Genomic DNA, 16477 nt, shown 5'->3' with positions numbered 1-16477 from the left:
GGTGGCGTCCCGTCTTGCTCGTGGATGACTGACGCCCTCACCGTTCTCCCAGGTCAAAGTGTTGCGGAAGGGTGCAACACCCGCCTGTCGGCACCTTTTTCCCTTGATCGATTTTGTCCGGTCCCGCCGGGTGGGGAGACTGGTGCGCCCCGAGAACGCGGGGTATGCCCGGACGGGGGGACGGGATGGACGCTGAAGCCGCCGACGGCGAGTACCGGCTGGCGAGCGCTGCCTACGCCGAGGGACTGCGCGTCGCCTACCAACAGATCCCGGACTCATACCGGACGTTCGCGCGCAGGCAGGAGGTCACCTTCGACTACACGGCCGTGTCGCGCTTCCTGTCGGGTGACAGGGTGGCGCCCCCGGAGTTCATCGACTGCCTGGCCTCGGTGCGTCGGGCCGTGAACGCCCCACTGCCCGCGGCGGAACGGGCGCGGCTGCGGGAGTTATGGCTGGCGGTGATGCGGACGAGCGGCAATCCCCACCACCGCCTCGCCTACCTGGAACATCAACTGGGCACCGTACGCGAGCGGCTGATGCAGGCGGAGGAACGGGCCGGTACCGACCGCCGGCGCCTCGAAGCCTTGCGGAGCCGCCTCGAAGCCCTCCAGGAAGAGCTGGGGAAGGCACGCGTCGCCGCCGGCCGCGCGCGGGCACTTCGCGAAGAGAACACCTGGCTGCGGCGTCAGCTCGTGGCAGCGGCCGACTACGTCAAGGACACCGAACGAGAGCTCGGGGAAAGCGAGCGCCGGCGCACGGGCCTTCAGGAGACGGCCCGCCTGCTGGAGCAGGAAGTCGCCGTGCTCCGTCGGCAGGTTGAGTCCCTGCATCAGGAAGCACCGGCAGCCGTCCCCGCAGCCGCGGGAGGCGCCAAGGTCGGTGTCGGGGCCGCTGCCGGTACTCCGAGCGACCCGGCGGTGCGGACCCTCCCCAGGACGATCATCTCCCGTATCGCTTCTCACCAGCTCACCCGATGGCAGCAAGGCGTGGTGTTGGTAGCCGGTATCGGAGTCACCGTGGCGCTCACGTCGTGGATTCGAAGTTCCATCGACTGGCTTCCAGGGATGGACTACGCCAAGGGGGACAGACCTTCGGAGACCGCCAAGGAATGCAACCTGGAGACGGGCTGCTCGCCGGCCTACTGGTCGTGGAAGATCCCCTCGGGCGGAGCGATCGAAACAACCTTCTGGCTCGATATCTCCGACAAGAGCCAGCAGCCTCGAGGAACCCTCGAAATCCTGAATGGAAATCGATGCGAGGGAACCGTCGAATGGGCCATCACCGCAGGTACCGGGCAGGTTTCGGCGGGCACGGTCACTGCCGACAAGACCACGTCGGTCACTGGCGGCGCGCCATCCCACAGCGGCCAGATCACCATCTCCGCGCGGCGCACCGACAGCGAAGGATGCCAGGCAACCCTCTCCTGGACGGATGCGCGAGTCGAATGAACTCCCGCCGTCGCCCGCGGGGCCTCAGCGGGGGATGAAGCGGTCGATCAGGAGGGCGAGGCGCTGGGGGACCTGGTCGGCGGGCATGCGTCCGGCACGGGTGAGGGTGACCAGTCCGTGCAGCGCGGCCCAGAACGTCTCGACGAGCAACCCCGGTGCATCGGAGCCCGCGTGGTCGTGGAGAGGGTCCAGCAGGGCCTGGTACGCCTCGCGCAGGGGGGCGGGCGTGGCCTCGTCGGCGAAGGGCAGGCCGTTGTCGAGGCTGAACATCGCGTCGTACAAGGCATGGTTGCGCTCGGCGAAGTCCGTGTAGGCGTGGGCCAGCGCGGTCACCGCCTCCCGGTCGGCGGGCCCGTCCGGCACCGCGGCGCGCAATGCGGTCTTGAGCTCGGCGAATCCCTCCAGCGCGACCGCCCCCACGATCTCGTTCCTGCTCCGGAAGTGGCTGTAGAGCACGGGCTGGCTGTACTCGATCCGCTCGGCGAGCCGGCGCGTGGTGACCGCGTCCCAGCCGTGGGCCTCGGCGAGTTCGCGGGCCGTTGAGACGATCAGCTTGTGGCGGTTGGCCCGCTCGCGTGCCTTGCGTTCGTGTACTGACATGACCCGATCCTAGCATCGCTAGACAATAGTGCGTCGGCAGGTCTATCGTCGCATCAGATTCTAGCGGTGCTAGGAATCGGTGCTGGGAAACCTTTGGAGGGGACATGCAGGACGTATTGGCAGTCGTCACGGTCGTCGTGGCAGGAGTGATGGTGGGCGTGGAGTTCGCGGTGGCGGTGTTCGTCAACCCGATCCTCGACCGGCTCCCGAACGACGGCGGACTCGACGCTCGCAGCGACGGGGCGCGCGTCCTGGGCAGGGTCATGCCGTTCTGGTACATCGGCTCGGTCGTCCTCGGCGCGGTGTGGGCCGCGGTGACGTGGGGTGACGCGGGCGCCTCGTTCATCACCGCGGGCACGTTCCTGCTCGTGCTGAGCGTGGTGATGTCGGTCCTTCTGCTCGTGCCGATCAATTCGCGCGTCGCGACCTGGTCGCGCGAGGGCGTGCCCGCGGACTGGAAGCAGCAGGTGGGACGGTGGGACCGGTTTCACTACGTTCGCGTGGGCGTCATCGTGCTCGCCTTCACGCTGTTCGCCGTCGCCCTCGTCCGGGGCGTATGACCGATCTGCTGTTTCAGGTCCGCAGGTAGGACGCGCCGTTGAGGTCGAGCACGGCTCCGGAGGACCACGCGGCCTCCGGTGAGGCCAGGTAGAGCACGGCGGCGGCGACCTCCTCGGGCGTCCCGACCCGCCCGAACGGGCTCTGGCCCCGCAGCTCGTCCCCGGTGGGACCGGCCATCTTGGGGGCCTGCCGTTCGGTCGCGACGAACCCGGGGGCCACGGACGCCACCGCGATCGCGTGCGGAGCCAGCGCGACGGCCATCGACTGCCCGAAAGCGTGCAGCGCGGCCTTGCTCGCGCCGTACGCGGGGGAGTCGGGCTCGCCCCGGAAGGCGCCGCGGGAACCGATGTTGACGATGCTTCCGGTCGCGCCGCGGTCGATGAGATGCCGGGCGACGCAGTAGGTCATGTTCGACGCACCGAGCAGATTGACGTCGATCATGCGGTGCCAGATCCGCTGCCAGTCCGCGTAGGACACGTCGGCCACGGAGTGGCGGTTGTCGGCGGACGGGGCGATGGCGGCGTTGTTGACCAGCACATCGACCCCGCCCAGCGTCCGCACGGCCCCCTCGACGATGTCCTGCGCCGCTTGTGGATCACCCAGATCGCCGCCGAGCAGACAATGGCCGGAGCCGGGCAAGCCTCGCAAGGTGTCCTCGGCATCCGCGAGGCCGGTCGCGTAGTGCACCCCCACGCGGTCGCCCCGCTCGGCGAACGCACGGGCCACGGCACGACCGATGCCCCGCGACGCTCCTGTGACCAGCACCCGCCTCATCGCGTGAACACCTTCTCATCCACGGGTAGATGCACGGCAGGACGCACAGACATGGAGCGGCTCCCTCGGCTCGGATGGCTTCAGACCTTGCAGCACCGCACATCCGAATGTCAACATTCGACATGTCCATCGCACCGCTCCCCAAGGCCAGCCGCCGCGGACTGGCACAAGAGGCCGCCGACCTCATCCGCGAGGCGATCTTCGCAGGCCACTTCCCGCCCGGATCGCCACTGCGCGAGGTCGAACTCGCCGCCTCATTGGGGGTCAGCCGCGGATCGGTACGCGAAGGACTCGCATTCCTCGAACGCGAAGGGCTGGTCCGGAGCGCCTGGCACCGGGGCACCACCGTCATCGACGTCACCGAGCAGGACGTCGAGGAGGTCTACGCCGTGCGCGCCGCGCTCGACCGCCTCGCGGCGACGAGCGCGCAGGGCAACGCGACCGCCGATCAGCTCACCGAGCTGGACACCCTGGTCCGGGCGATGGCGGAAGAGATCGGCGGCGAGGCGTCCGGCGCGAGACTGCTCGCACTCGACATCGCCTTCCACGACCTGATCTACGCGGCCTCGAACAACCGCAGACTCGGCGCGGCATGGCACGCCGTACGCTCACAGATCTATCTCTTCCAGCTCCGCCGTATCGCCCTCGGCTACGAGCACTACCGTGCCCGGGTGGTGGACGAACACCACGAACTGGCGACGCTGCTGCGCTCCGGCGACCGCGACACGCTGGCCCGGCGCGCTGAAGAACACGTCGACTCCGCCCGCCGCAGTCTCCTCACCGGACTGCACTCCTGAACGGCTCGGATCGTGATCCGCCGGGCGGGGCCGGGGCCGGGGCGGGGGCGACTCCTGCTAGGACTCGGTCTCGGGTGCGATCAGTGAGCGGGCCACCGCGAGCGCCGCTGCGTGGCGTTCCGCCTGCCGGCCGCCCAGTTCGCGTCCGCGTGCCGCGGCCATGATCACAGCGGACAGGGCCAGCCGCCCGCGCATCATGCCCTCGGGCCCTCCGCCGGTGGCCAGTGCGCGGGTCAGGTCGCCCAGCCGCTGCTGGAGTGTGCGCGCGGCGGCAAGGCCCCGCAGGGCGTGCTCGTTGACCTGGGCGCACACCAGCGAGGCGCCGTGCTCGCCGCGGACCAGGGCGTCGAACTGCTCGACGGCTCGCATGCGGGTCGCGGCGGACGGCGGGTGGGCGCGTGCGCACTCTATGACGGCGTGTCCGGCCCGGCGATGTCCAGTCCGGCTGACGCGCCCGGGGGCGCGCCGGGCGTCAGCGCCGGTCGCGGCTGCCCGTGGCGTCGGGGCTCCGGTACGCCGTCGGCGGTTGGCCGAGGAGTTTTTTGAACGCGGCCGTGTAGGCGGCGGGGTTGTCGTAGCCGAGCTGGGTCGCGATGCGGGTGACGGGCATGCCCGCGGTGAGGTGCTGAAGGGAGTGCAGGACGCAGGCGCGTTGCCGCCATTGCGAGAAGCTCAGGCCGGTGCCGCGCTGGAACAGGCGGGCCAGGGTGCGTTCGCTGATGCTGAGGGCGGCGCACCAACGGGCGGGCGGGTCATGGATGTCCGGCTTCCGCAGGAACGCCTCGCACAGGCCGCGCAGCCGCGGATCGGAGGGCAGCGGCACATCGAGCGGCAGCGGGGTGAGGTTTTTGAGCTCGTGGAGGATGAGGGCCGCCACCGCCGCGTCGCGGCTGTGCTCGGGGTAGCGCGGCTCCATCTCCACGGCCTCCAGAATCAGCGCCCGCAGCAGCACGGAGACATCGACGGCCTGACACCGGGCGGGAAACCACGGCACGGCGGTGGGCTCGATGTAGAGGCTGCGGGTGCTGACGCCCGTCATCGTGACCTGGTGTCCGGTCGCGGGCGGAATCAGCACGGCGCGGGCGGTGGGTATCGTCCAACTGCCGTCCGCCGTCTCGACCCGCATCACACCGGTGGCCGCGTACAGCACCTGGGCGCGGCGGTGCTCGTGCCGGACGAGCAAATGATCCTGGGGGTAGTCAGTGCCGATGGCCAGCACCGCACGATCGAGGTCGTCCACCTCCGCGACCCGGATGTTGCGCATACCGCGAGGCTACGCGGGACCACGCGCCCCTGTCTGCCGCGCGTAGGAATATGGCAAACCTTCGATTGCCCGCCACGCCTGCTGGTCCCTAGCGTCTGACCAGTGCTGACCTCGTTCTCCACTCTTCTGTTCCTCGGATGCCTGACCGGCATCACGACGGTGCTCTTCGGCTTCGGCGGCGGTTTTATCACGGTCCCCGTCGTCTACGGCGTTCTGACCGTGACGGCGTCTCCGGGAAGGGACGCGGACGCCATGCACATCGCCGTGGCGACATCGGCGGCGGTCATGGTCGTCAATGCTGCGGCGGCGGCGCTGGCCCAGTGGCGGCAGGGCCGACTGCGCCGCGTGTACGTCTGGCCGCTGGCGGCGTTCATCGCGGTCGGCGCCGTGGTCGGATCCTTCGCGGCCACCTTGATCGGTGGCACGGCGCTGCGCCTGCTGTTCGCTGCCTACCTGCTGGTGACGATCGCCGACAGTCTGCTGAGGAAGGGCTTCCTCTCCGTGCCGCACCAGACGCGCCCGGAACCCCTGGGGCGGCGCACCACCACCCTCGGCGGCATCGGTATCGGCCTGGTGGCCGCGGGCCTGGGGGTAGGCGGCAGCGTCATGACGGTTCCGCTGCTGCGCCGCCGAGGTCTTCCCATGGCCGAGGCGACCGCCATGGCCAACCCCCTCAGCGTCCCCGTCGCCCTGGCCGGAACCCTCGTCTACGCCCTCGCCCCCGCCGCATCCGCCGGCCCGGGACAGCTTGGCTACGTCGATCTCACCGCGGGCGCCGCCCTGCTCATCGGATCACTGCCCACCATCGCCGTGGCGAGGCGCGTCACCGGCCGGGTCCCGGACCGGGTCCACTCCGTCGCCTACGTCGTCCTCCTCGTGATCGTGCTGATCGTGATGGTGGCCATGGGAGTCTGACGCGTCCGACGCGCCGGTCCGCCGGACACGCCTCGTCGGTGCGAGGCGCGGCGGCTCAGCCCGCGTTCTGTGCGCCGAACCGCAGGCCGTCGAAGAGGATCGCCGTGATCTGCACGGCTTCGTCCTGCCAGCCCTCCGTGGTGTGCATTCCACAGATGCCCCCCAGCGCGCGCAGCAGTGTGCGTCCGCTGACGCCGCCACGGATGGTGCCGGCCGCTGTGCCCGCTTCGAGCAGCTGCTGGAGAGCCTGTGCCATCCGCGTGCGGGCGTCATCGAAGATCGGCGAGTCCGTCGCCATGATGCTCTCCAGCGCGACGGCCATTCCCCTGCCCACGGCGGCGTGCTCCACGAGCAGCAGCAGGAAGTGGCGCAGGGCCTCGTCCGGGGCATGCAGGTCAAGGAGTTTCGTGGGTGCGGCGCACAGCTCGTCGACCTCCTGGCGGTAGACCTCCTCGACGAGGGCCTCGCGTGTCTCGAAGTGGCGGTAGAGCGTCCCGACCGCCACTCCGGCCCGCCGGGCGATCTCTTCTACGTGAGCGTCGGCCTCGCCGGTGAGGAACGCCTCCCGCGCCGTGGCCAGGAGCGCCTCGCGGTTGCGGCGCGCATCGGCGCGCATCGGACGTGACGACGGCAACAGTGCCTCCATAAGGTGAGTCGGGTTCCGATTATGTATAGTTTCCGGAGTCGGGTTCACCTTACTGGAGGGGCACTCCCATGACAGTTCCGGAAGAGGGGCTCAGCGGCCTTCGTGTGCTGGTCACCGGCGGCAGCCGTGGTCTGGGTGAGGCGACCGCCCGTCGATTCGCCGCCGCGGGCGCGACGGTGCTGACCGCCTCGCGCAGCGCGCCTCCGGAGGATCTGCCGGCCACCTTCATCCCCGCGGACCTCGCGACGGATCAAGGAGCGGCGGAGCTCGGCCGGCGGGTCATCGACAGCGTGGGCGGGGTGGATGTCCTGGTCAACAACGCGGCCGCCGCGAGCGCCCCGATGCCGACCCTGAAGCGGTCCGACGCGTCGTGGCGTGCGGACCTCGAGATGAACCTGCTCAGTGCCGTCCGGCTCGACCGGGCCCTGGTCCCGGGGATGGTTGAGCGGGGTTCCGGCGTCGTCGTGCACGTCTCGTCGATCGCGAGCCGTCTGCCGCAGCGCACCGAAGCGTCCTACGCGGCGGCCAAGGCGGCGCTCAACGCGTACAGCCGCGAGCTGGCGACCGAAGTGGGCGAGCACGGCGTGCGGGTGGTGTGTGTCCTGCCGGGCTTTGTGGCCACCGAGGGCGCCGTCCAGCACCTTCAGCGCATCGCCGACCGGCAGGGCGTTGGCGTGGCGGAGGTACAGCAGCAGATCGTGGATCACCTCAACGTGCCGATGGGCCGGCCCGGCGATCCCGAGGACGTGGCGGAGATGATCGCCTTCCTCGCATCCGGCCGCGCGAAGTGGCTCACGGGAGCCCAGTTCCGGGTCGACGGCGGCATCATCCCCGTGGCGTAGGCCCAGAACCAGGCCCCGGGGGATTGCGCCGGCCCACGCACACGCCGGGTGGGTTACCTGAGCTTGTCGTCGATGTCGAGCGAGCCGACGATCGACCGCAAGCTCGCGATGAGCGGCGCGATGGAACCGTCGCGGGCCTCGGCGCGGCTGATCGCGCAGATCCGGACGCTGTCGGAGGCGTCGGCGATCGGCCGGAACACGACAGTGGACAGGTGATTGGAGAACGCGATCGGCCCGGGGTGGACCCCCACGTGTCCGCGCGTGGCCACATGCACGGCAAGCTCGTCGTAGCGCCCCACCTCCTCGATGTGGGTACGGGGGATACCGGCCCGGATGATGTCCGCCTGCAACTGGCTCTCCAGGTAGGGGTTGTCGGCGCGCGGAGTGATCAGGATCTGACGGGTGCGGAGGTCGGTGAGCGCCACCTCCCGGCGGCTCGCCAGCGGGTCCGCCGACTGCACCACGGCGACCAGCGGGAACTCGCCGAGCACGGCGCTGGCGATCCCGGGTTGCTCGGGAACCGACCAGCACAGGCCCACATCCACCGCGCCGTCCGCCACGGCGGCGAGTTGCTCGGGGGTGTGCATGGGCACCGGACGCCACCGGCCCCGGGCCTCGTCGTCGGCGGTGGCGCCGGGCCAGGCGTCGACCAGTCCCGGCAGGATCAGCTGTCCCAGCTCCGGGGTGTGGGCCACGACGAGGTCACGATGGCGCGCCGAGCGCAGGCGGGCGGTCCGATGGGCCTGGTGCAACGCCTCGATGGGCTGCCGGATCGCGGCGGCGAACTCGGCGCCGAAGGGGGTCAGTTGCACCCTCCGGCTCGTACGCTCGACGAGCCGGCTACCGAGGCTGCGTTCCAGACTGGCGACGGCCTCGCTGACGCTGGGCGGCGCCAGTCGCAGACGGTCGGCGGCGCGCCGGAAGTGGAGTTCGTCCGCGACAGCGAGGAAGCACTCCATCTGACGCAGGTTCACTGCCGTCCTCCCGTCACTCCATATCGTTCGAACTCCATAGTGTTCGCACCACGACGAGTAGCCAGACTCTTCTACCACATCGTTCGGATTCGCCGAACGATGGCTTCGGCAACCCGCGGTTGATCAGTCCCTCGCCTTGGACCGAGTATGGCGTCACATCCGATCACCGCGACCGGGATCGATGACCCCGTCGCGGCGCCGTAGCCGAGGGAGACAGTGTGACCGAGACCGGTGGGCGGCGGCCGGGACGGGCCTGGATCGCGCGGCTGGGCCCGCGGGGTGAGGTCGACCTGGACCGAGCGGCAAGCCCGCGCGCGGTCGTCGAGGACGCCGTCGCGCGCGTCGGCGCGGACCCCGTGCGCTGGGCGATCGAGCTGAATTCCGTGGTGGTGCGGCGGATCGTCGGCGAGGTGCCGGCCCTCGGCGGTAGCCCGGCCGCGGTCGAGCTGCTCCGCCGAGGCAATGAAGCGACCACCCTGCGGGCGCTGTTCACTCTGGTGGACGGCCCGGCAGCGGCCCCGCCCACCGATGAGGCGATCCTTGAGGGCATCCACGAGTTCGTTCACCGTGCCGTACCGCTCGAGCGGGTGTTGCACGGCGTCCGGGTCGGGCATGCGGCGACGACCGAGGCGTTCCTTCGGGCCTGTGCCGGGCTGGTCGACGCGGAGGTGGCGGTCGATGAGGTCACGGCGATCTCCCGCGAGCTGTTCTCCTACGTCGATGACCTCTCCGACACCATGATCCGCGCCTACCTCGTGGAACACGAGGTGTGGAGCACCAGCGCGGCCGCGGCACGGGCCGACATCGTGCGTTCCCTGCTGAGTGATGCCACGACGACGGACGTCGGCAAGGCGTCGCGTGTCCTCGGCTATGACCTGCGGCGGACCCACGAGGCGGTGGTGGTGTGGTCGGACGCGCCGAACGGCAGCTCCACACTGCAAGCGGCGGCCACCGAGGCGCTCCGGGCCCGGGGCGCCACCACGACGCTGGTCGTACCCGTGGCCTCGGGGCGGTTGTGGGCGTGGGGCACGGTGCCTTCGGACGGCACGGTGCCTTCGGACGGCACACGCCGGACCGGTTCGTGGGAGACCATCGCGGAAGCACTGTCCCGGCAGCGGACGCAGGCGGCCTTCGGGACCCCGGGCGGCGGCGTCGAAGGCTTCCGTCGCTCCCACCGCGAGGCCCAGCGCGGGGAGCGGGTCGAGCGACTGCGGCGCGAGGCCGGGCGGGTGTCGAGGCATGCGACCGCCTACGCCGACGTGGCCGCCATCGCGCTGTTGGCCACCGATCTCGACGCGGCCGGTGACTTCGTACGACGTGAGCTCGGCGGGCTCGCCACCCGCGGCGCGTCGATGGAGGCGCTGCGGACCACGCTGTACCACTACATCGGCGCCGAGCGGAGCCTCGTGGATGTCGCCCGGCGCCTGCACGTGGCCAGGGGGACCGTGACCTACCGCGTGAAGCGGGCCCAGGAGGTGCTGGGACACGGCCTCGACGACCGCCGCTTCGCCCTCCACACCGCCCTGGCGCTCGCCGAGGAACTGGGGGACGCGGTCCTCCTGCCCCGCGACGTGACAGAGCGGTGATCCCGGAGCGCCGGTCGCGGCCCGGACCGGTGCGGCAGATCAACGGACCGGTGCGGCAGACCAACAGACCGGTGCCGCAGACCAATTGGCGACCGGAATCCTGAGCCGACAGACCAAGCGCCCGCCCCGGGAGCCGGAGTTCACTGTGTGATGTCGGACGCGGGGCCACACAACACCACGCATCCCGACAGACCAACCCATGCCTACGGGAGGCGCCCGATGATCAACCGAGAGACTTTCGTCGAGCTGATGAGCGGGGTGTGCTCGCCGGTCACCGTGGTGACGGCGACGACCGCCGACGGACGACCGCACGGCACCACCGTGTCGAGCCTTGCCTCGCTCTCACTCGACCCTCCGCTCGTGAGCTTCGCACTGGACCGCTCCTCGCGGCTGCTGCCCCACCTCCAGCCGGGTGACCGGGTGGGAGTGAACATCCTCGGCGCCCACCAGCGGGAACTGGCGTCGGCATTCGCCCGCCGGAGGGGATCGGGCTCGAAGTTCGACGGCGTCACCTGGACCCTCCGCGCCGGACTGCCCTACCTGCCCGAGTCCGCGGGCTGGACGGCGGGACGCGTCGAACGCCACGTGGACGGCGGTGACCACATCCTGCTCGTCGTCGGCGTCGAGGAGGCCGAGCCGACCCCTGCGGCCCCGCTGACCTACGCACGCCGGGTCTTCGGCACCCACACCCCTCTCGCTGTCGCGAGCTGAGCCGTACGACCCATACGACCCGTACGACCCGTGCCCACCCAATCCCCGACACCGAAATGACGACGATGACCATCACCCTGGACGTTCCCCGCACCACCGACACCGCACGTGACCTGCGGTCCGAGCTCGTCGAGCGCGCCGCCACCCTGCGACCGCCGATCGCCGCGGGCGCCGATCGGACCGACCGCGAGCGCATGGTTCCCGCCGAGAACATCGGCGCCCTGGCCGAGGCCGGCCTGCTCTCGCTGATGCGACCCGCCCGTTACGGCGGTCTGCAGACCGACTACCGCACCCTGCTGGAGGTCAGCCGCGAGGTCGGGCGGGCCTGTGGCTCCACCGCCTGGCTGACCTCACTGCTCAACGCCAACGCGTGGTTCGTCGGGCTCTTCCCGGCCCAGGCCCAGGACGACGTATGGGCCCAGACCCCCGACGCCCGAGTCGCCGGTGTCGTGACCCCCTCGGGTACCGCGCGCGTGGTCGAGGGCGGGTACCGGGTGAGCGGGCGCTGGGCCCCGGCCTCCGGGTGCGCCCACGCCGACTGGGCGGTCCTCGGGGTCACCCGGCCGGACGCCGAGGGCACGTCGGACGCCGTCGGCATCGTGCTGGCGCCGATGACGGAGCTGACCATCGAGGACACCTGGTTCGTGGCGGGCATGCGTGGAACCGCGTCGAACACCCTCGTCGGCGAGGACCTCTTCGTGCCCGCACACCGCTTCCACTCCGTCCCCGACGCCGTCGAGGGCCGCTACGCCACACCCTTCACCGACGAGGCGCTCTACCGGGCACCGTTCGTGCCGACCGCCGCGCTCGTATTGACCGGGCCCCAGCTCGGGCTGGCCGCGGCCGCTGTCGATCTCCTGCTGGAGAAGGCCCCGCGGCGAGCGCTGACCCTCACGAGCTACGCCTCCCAGGCCGAGGCACCCACCATCCAACTCGCCGCCGCGAAGGCCGCGTCGCTCGCCGACTCCGCCCAACTGCACGCCTACCGCGCCGCCGCCGACATCGACGAGGCCGCGCGGGCCGGGGTGTTCCCCGATTACGATGCCCGGGCACGGATGCGGATGGACGCGGGAATGGCGGCGGTCCACGCGCGTGAGGCGGTCCGCATCGTGTGCTCGGCCCAGGGCGCTTCGAGCTTCGGCGAGTCCAACCCGCTGCAGCGCATCTGGCGCGACATCGAGACCGGGAGCCGGCACGCCGTCCTCAACCCCGAAGTGGCCGCCGAGATCTACGGGAAGTCGCTGTTCGGCATCCGGGGCACGGTGTCCGTGATGGTGTAGGACGAGGATCGTCGTCCCTTCTACGAGGGCGTCGACGCTCCCGTGGACGACGAAGCACAACCCTGCTCGAGGTGCGATGTCAGCCGACTCCATGACCTCCGTGATGCAGTCGGTAGTGCTGGGCGAGGAGATCACGTCCGTAGTCGTTGCCGTTGGGCGCCCGCACGATGGTGTGGACGTGGTAGCGGGCGGGCTCCGGATTGGTGAGGAAGACACCGGGATGGTTGTCGTACTCGACCAGGAGTACGGGGGAGTGGATCCGGTAGTAGAAGGCGCACTCGTCGTCGTGGCCGCCGCGCCAGGCGAACCGTGTCTCGTCGAAGTGCTCACGGACGAGCGCCAGGGTGCGCTCGGCCTGTGGCGGCGGGAGGCGGTCGAGATAGACCCGGATCAGCTCCACCAGACCGTCACGCTGGTCCGTCGGCAGGCTCGCCGCGACGATCCCCTCGGGAGGCAGGACGAGGTTGTCGCTGCCCGCGCCGGCGAGATGCCGTCCGTTCCACGGGCCCGCGAGCTCGGGCGGCAGGTCCTCGGCCCGCAGCGACGGCCCCATCAGGAACTCCTCCTGCCGGCCCGGGTCCAGAGTGCGGCGGAACGCCAGGGCGACCTCGGTCTCGTCGCCCAGGGCGTGGACGCCCTCGAACCGCCCCGTTCCGGTCGTCGGCTCGGCACCGAGGAACACCGGGGCGAGAATCACCTGTCCTCCGACGAAGACGCAGTGCACATCCACGTGATGGCCCATCAGCTGCCATCCCCAGGGGGCGTCGCCCGAGGGGGACCCGAAGACGGTGAACCAGTAGGCGAACTCCGTGAGGGTGTCCCGGTAGTCGTCGATGAGCTCGCCCAGGTTCTCGTTGAGCGCCATCACCGCTCGCACCTGGGCGTAGCCGGTGGGGCTGAGACTGGCCTCGATGACGGCGAGTGCGCGGTCGCGGTCGCCGTCGGCGAGCCGTTCCAGGCGCATGCCCTTCGGGTGCCATGTGGGGATCGCGTTCGTCCACAGCCGCCACTCCGGGGCGTCCATGGGCAGGGCGGCGACCACCCTCTGGTGGGGCGCCAGCCCGTCGAGGTAGGCCAGGGCCGCCACGACGGCGGCTTTCGGGGATGTCCCCGCGTCATTCAGCCGGTAGAGGCCCGGGCGCGGGGTGCCGTCCTCGGTGATGCCGACGAAGGGCTCGCGGTGCCGGCGTAGACCGGCGGTCAGCTCGAAGGCCGCCTCCGGGGGGAGCAGATCGTCGAAGAGGTGGGAGTCGACGATGGGCAGATCGCCCCGGGTGGTCGGCAGGGGGAAATCTTCCGGATGCCGCTGGTGAGACATCGGTCTCCTTACTCGGTGGGAACAGCGAGGACGTCGCCCGGCATGAGGAAGCGGTTCTCGATCCGCCGGGAGGCGATGAGCCAGCGGCGAGCTTCGCCATCCGCTTCGCCGACCCGGACGAAGCGGTCGTACACGTCGGCGACCAGCACCGGCACGGTCGTCGGTACGGGTGGCGTTCCGTCCTGCGCGTGGAGCACCAGGGCGGACACGGCCTCGACGCGCTCGCTCCCGTGCCGCAGGACATGGAAGTTGGACATCAGATGACGCGATACCCGCGGTCCCCGTGCGGTGCGGTCGCGGTACACGCCGTTGATCTCGTCGGTGCCGCGGAAGGTCCGGCGCGAGAACGTCAGCTCGGCGTCGGGGGTGAAGAAACCGGCGGCTGCCGAGCCGTCGCCGTGATCGATCTCGTACCACAACGCCGTCACCAGCATGGACAGTTCGGTGTGCAGGAGGGCGAGGGTCATCGGCCGGCTCCCGGCGCGGCGGTACGCGCACCGCGCACCAACGCGTGTGCGCCCTGGCGCAGCATCGTGGTGTCGGCCCCCAGGACGAGGAAGTCGTACCCACGACGATCCAGCAGTTCCGACGCGTTGCCCGAGGCCGTGGTCCCCAGGGTGATGCGGTGGTCGGCACAGCGCCGTTCGGCCGCCGCGACGAGGTCTGCCGGCCTGCCGTCACCCTCCCCGAACTGGCCGGAGACCGCGAGATCGGTCGGGCCGATGAAGACCGCGTCGACGCCGGAGACCTCACCGATCTCGACGATCGCCGAGAGGGCTCCGGCGCTCTCGGCCTGGACCACGAGGCGGACCTCCTCATTGCCGGACCGCAGATAGTCACCGAGGGCCTCGAGCCCCCACCGGCCGGCCCGTCCGGAGGTGCTGGCCCCGCGTCGTCCGAGCGGAGGGAACCGTGTCGCTCGTACGGCGTCCCGCGCCCGGGAGGCGTCGTCGACCTGCGGGACGAACAGACCGGCCGCACCCGCGTCGAGCGGGACCTGGACATCGCGTGGCGCGGTACCGGCGACCCGGACGAAGGGCGAGAGCCCGCAGCCACGGGCCAGCCCGATCATGGTCGATATCGTGCGGGTGTCGATCGCGCCGTGCTCGGCGTCGATCACGACGAAGTCGAACCCGGCGAGTGCGAGCAGCTCGACGCTCTCCGGTGCGGGGAGCTTGACCCAGGCGCCGAGCCGGGGGAACGCATCGCCCCTCACGGCCGGGATCCCTGGTATTCGTCGGCGTTGAGCACCCAGCCCTTCGCGAGGAAGTCCTCGCGCGGTGGTGCGAAGACGTCGATGAGCGTGTGCGGGCCCGCGCCCACGGCGCGGGTGGTGTGCACGACGGTCGGCGGGATCAGAGTCATCGAGGGACTGCCGACCTCGACGTGCTCATCGTCGCGCCACTCACTCATCCGGGGGGTCCACGGGACCCGGAGGTGATGGGCGTAGTTCCCGACGAGGGTCACCGACATCTGCTCGAAGTCCTCGTGGGAATGGGGCGAGAGCCGTTCGGGGTCGCGTGGCCCCTCGTGCACCGGAAACCAGTTCACCATCAGCGAAGCCGTCCGGAAGATCCGGCCGAGGCGTCCGTCCTCGTCGGGGATGTCCCGCAGGCGGTGTATCCGGATCCCGTCGCCGCCCGCCTCGATGGGCTCCGGCAGCGGTGCGGGTCGCGGGTCGGCCCCGGCAGCATGGTTGACGGCCCGTCTCATCTGCTCGTCGCAACGGGCGGTGAACACCCGCGCCACCGTGGTCGATGACGCCGCGTGCAGCGTGCTCGGCCCGGCCGGTACGACGACGAGCGCGGGCTCGGGCACGGACACCAGGGCCCGGCCGTCGTGCTCCACGCCCACCACCGCGTCGTCCTGGACGAGCAGCAGGTACTCGTCGGGCACGTTGTGCTCGGTGAGGCGGTCACCCGCTTCGAGCTCGGTGATCGCTACGACGAAGTTGCGGGCGCATACCGACCACGTACGGCTGCCACCGGCGGAGATCAGGTCCGGGGCACGCTCGGAGATCTCGTCGACGACGGAAGTTCCTACGATTGCAGCGATGGTCATCGGGCCTCTCCTGGGAAACCGCTTGGATGCCATCAGCTTCCTGTCGGCTCGGCGGAGGAACAATCGCGAGTTTCCGAGCGCACCGATCGGCTGAGCCGAACCATCCATGGAACGACGGCGTCAGAACGACAGCGTCAGGGCATCGGACGAGGCTCACCCGCCATCGAGTTCTTGGCGCACGGTGGCGGCGATGCGGGTGAGCGCGGCGCTGAGGTGGCGGCGTTGAGCGGCGCTGAGCGGATCGAACACGAGTCGCTTCACCTGCGCGACATGTTCCGGTGCGCTCGCGACGACCTTCTGCCGGCCGGCGTCGGTCAGTGTGGCGAGGGTGTATCGGCCGTCGGTGGGGTCGGGTCGGCGGACGACCCAGTCGCGGGTTTCGAAGCGGTCCATCACCTTCGACAGGCGAGGCTGCGTGCTGTTGCAGTCCCGGGCCAGGTCGCTGAGTCGCATCGTGGCCTCGTCGGTCATGGACAGCCGGGCCAGAACGCCGTACTCGAAGTTGGAGATGCCCGCATCTCGTTGCAGCTGACGGTCGAGGGCCGCCGGAAGTGCGATGACGACGGTGAGCAGGGCCTGCCACAGGTCTTGCTGTTCGTCGTCGAGCCAGGCTGACGAAGTGTCCATGCCCCACATCCTACTTGCCCAGGCAACTCGGATGACTTGCCTGGGCAACTCAATCGGGGTTACGTTTGACTTG

General features: G+C 70.4%; 19 protein-coding genes. 8 read left to right on the top strand and 11 right to left on the bottom strand.

All coding sequences use genetic code 11. From position 1 onward, the window contains the following. The first annotated feature begins 185 nt into the window (after positions 1-185). On the top strand, positions 186-1448 hold the full coding sequence (locus CGL27_RS08100) for a hypothetical protein (protein WP_119985603.1): 1263 nt from the start codon (positions 186-188) through the stop codon (positions 1446-1448). Between the two features lie 24 nt (positions 1449-1472). Here the strand turns inward: CGL27_RS08100 and CGL27_RS08095 are convergent, their stop codons facing one another. Further along, on the bottom strand, positions 1473-2048 hold the full coding sequence (locus CGL27_RS08095) for a TetR/AcrR family transcriptional regulator (protein ID WP_078645072.1): 576 nt from the start codon (positions 2046-2048) through the stop codon (positions 1473-1475). Between the two features lie 104 nt (positions 2049-2152). On the opposite strand from CGL27_RS08095, the gene CGL27_RS08090 reads away from it, so the two are divergent. After that, positions 2153-2608, top strand: a complete 456-nt coding sequence (locus CGL27_RS08090) for a DUF1772 domain-containing protein (protein WP_119985602.1) — start codon at positions 2153-2155, stop codon at positions 2606-2608. A 13-nt stretch (positions 2609-2621) separates the two neighbouring features. Here the strand turns inward: CGL27_RS08090 and CGL27_RS08085 are convergent, their stop codons facing one another. Continuing rightward, on the bottom strand, positions 2622-3383 hold the full coding sequence (locus CGL27_RS08085; protein ID WP_119985600.1) for an SDR family oxidoreductase: 762 nt from the start codon (positions 3381-3383) through the stop codon (positions 2622-2624). Between the two features lie 122 nt (positions 3384-3505). Between CGL27_RS08085 and CGL27_RS08080 the strand changes: the two genes are divergently transcribed. Further along, positions 3506-4180: a GntR family transcriptional regulator gene (locus tag CGL27_RS08080; protein WP_119985598.1), complete on the top strand. Its 675-nt coding sequence runs from the start codon at positions 3506-3508 to the stop codon at positions 4178-4180. 57 nt (positions 4181-4237) lie between these two features. Here the strand turns inward: CGL27_RS08080 and CGL27_RS08075 are convergent, their stop codons facing one another. Beyond that, complete coding sequence (locus CGL27_RS08075; RefSeq protein WP_078645077.1) at positions 4238-4549, bottom strand: hypothetical protein; 312 nt, start codon at positions 4547-4549, stop codon at positions 4238-4240. Positions 4550-4652: 103 nt separating this feature from the next. Further along, on the bottom strand, positions 4653-5444 hold the full coding sequence (locus tag CGL27_RS08070) for a helix-turn-helix transcriptional regulator (protein ID WP_119985596.1): 792 nt from the start codon (positions 5442-5444) through the stop codon (positions 4653-4655). A gap of 102 nt (positions 5445-5546) precedes the next feature. Between CGL27_RS08070 and CGL27_RS08065 the strand changes: the two genes are divergently transcribed. Further along, the gene (locus CGL27_RS08065) at positions 5547-6359 is read left to right on the top strand and encodes a sulfite exporter TauE/SafE family protein (RefSeq protein ID WP_119985595.1); all 813 of its coding nucleotides are present in this window, start codon (positions 5547-5549) and stop codon (positions 6357-6359) included. A gap of 55 nt (positions 6360-6414) precedes the next feature. Here the strand turns inward: CGL27_RS08065 and CGL27_RS08060 are convergent, their stop codons facing one another. After that, entirely contained in the window at positions 6415-6993 is a 579-nt protein-coding gene (locus tag CGL27_RS08060; RefSeq protein WP_119994290.1) for a TetR/AcrR family transcriptional regulator, read from the bottom strand. An 80-nt stretch (positions 6994-7073) separates the two neighbouring features. Here CGL27_RS08060 and CGL27_RS08055 point away from each other — a divergent pair, with 80 nt between their 5' ends. After that, complete coding sequence (locus CGL27_RS08055) at positions 7074-7847, top strand: oxidoreductase (protein ID WP_119985587.1); 774 nt, start codon at positions 7074-7076, stop codon at positions 7845-7847. A gap of 53 nt (positions 7848-7900) precedes the next feature. On the opposite strand, the gene CGL27_RS08050 is transcribed toward CGL27_RS08055, so the two are convergent. Beyond that, positions 7901-8821, bottom strand: a complete 921-nt coding sequence (locus tag CGL27_RS08050) for a LysR family transcriptional regulator (RefSeq protein ID WP_119985586.1) — start codon at positions 8819-8821, stop codon at positions 7901-7903. A 218-nt stretch (positions 8822-9039) separates the two neighbouring features. Here CGL27_RS08050 and CGL27_RS08045 point away from each other — a divergent pair, with 218 nt between their 5' ends. From CGL27_RS08045 to CGL27_RS08035, 3 genes are all read left to right on the top strand, one after another. Beyond that, positions 9040-10407 (top strand): helix-turn-helix domain-containing protein, encoded by a 1368-nt coding sequence (locus tag CGL27_RS08045; RefSeq protein WP_119985584.1) that lies wholly within the window; start codon positions 9040-9042, stop codon positions 10405-10407. A gap of 219 nt (positions 10408-10626) precedes the next feature. Next, on the top strand, positions 10627-11118 hold the full coding sequence (locus tag CGL27_RS08040) for a flavin reductase family protein (RefSeq protein ID WP_078645088.1): 492 nt from the start codon (positions 10627-10629) through the stop codon (positions 11116-11118). A gap of 65 nt (positions 11119-11183) precedes the next feature. After that, complete coding sequence (locus tag CGL27_RS08035) at positions 11184-12398, top strand: acyl-CoA dehydrogenase family protein (RefSeq protein WP_119985582.1); 1215 nt, start codon at positions 11184-11186, stop codon at positions 12396-12398. A gap of 79 nt (positions 12399-12477) precedes the next feature. Here CGL27_RS08035 and CGL27_RS08030 read toward each other — a convergent pair whose 3' ends face one another. The 5 genes from CGL27_RS08030 to CGL27_RS08010 all read right to left on the bottom strand — a co-directional run bounded on the left by CGL27_RS08030 (position 12478) and on the right by CGL27_RS08010 (position 16404). After that, positions 12478-13716, bottom strand: a complete 1239-nt coding sequence (locus tag CGL27_RS08030; RefSeq protein WP_119985580.1) for a DUF3500 domain-containing protein — start codon at positions 13714-13716, stop codon at positions 12478-12480. A gap of 8 nt (positions 13717-13724) precedes the next feature. Next, positions 13725-14183 (bottom strand): nuclear transport factor 2 family protein, encoded by a 459-nt coding sequence (locus tag CGL27_RS08025; RefSeq protein ID WP_119985578.1) that lies wholly within the window; start codon positions 14181-14183, stop codon positions 13725-13727. Continuing rightward, positions 14180-14932, bottom strand: a complete 753-nt coding sequence (locus tag CGL27_RS08020; RefSeq protein WP_162952910.1) for an aldolase/citrate lyase family protein — start codon at positions 14930-14932, stop codon at positions 14180-14182. The genes CGL27_RS08025 and CGL27_RS08020 overlap by 4 nt, the downstream gene beginning before the upstream one ends. Next, positions 14929-15777 (bottom strand): hypothetical protein, encoded by an 849-nt coding sequence (locus CGL27_RS49880; RefSeq protein WP_162952909.1) that lies wholly within the window; start codon positions 15775-15777, stop codon positions 14929-14931. Before CGL27_RS49880 ends, CGL27_RS08020 begins: the two co-directional genes overlap by 4 nt. A 153-nt stretch (positions 15778-15930) precedes the next feature. Further along, on the bottom strand, positions 15931-16404 hold the full coding sequence (locus CGL27_RS08010) for a MarR family transcriptional regulator (RefSeq protein WP_119985573.1): 474 nt from the start codon (positions 16402-16404) through the stop codon (positions 15931-15933). Positions 16405-16477: the final 73 nt, after the last annotated feature.

Origin of the sequence: Streptomyces sp. 11-1-2, from assembly GCF_003595545.1 — a bacterium.
Taxonomy (GTDB): domain Bacteria; phylum Actinomycetota; class Actinomycetes; order Streptomycetales; family Streptomycetaceae; genus Streptomyces; species Streptomyces hygroscopicus_B.
This window is presented reverse-complemented; position numbering and strand designations above follow the sequence as displayed.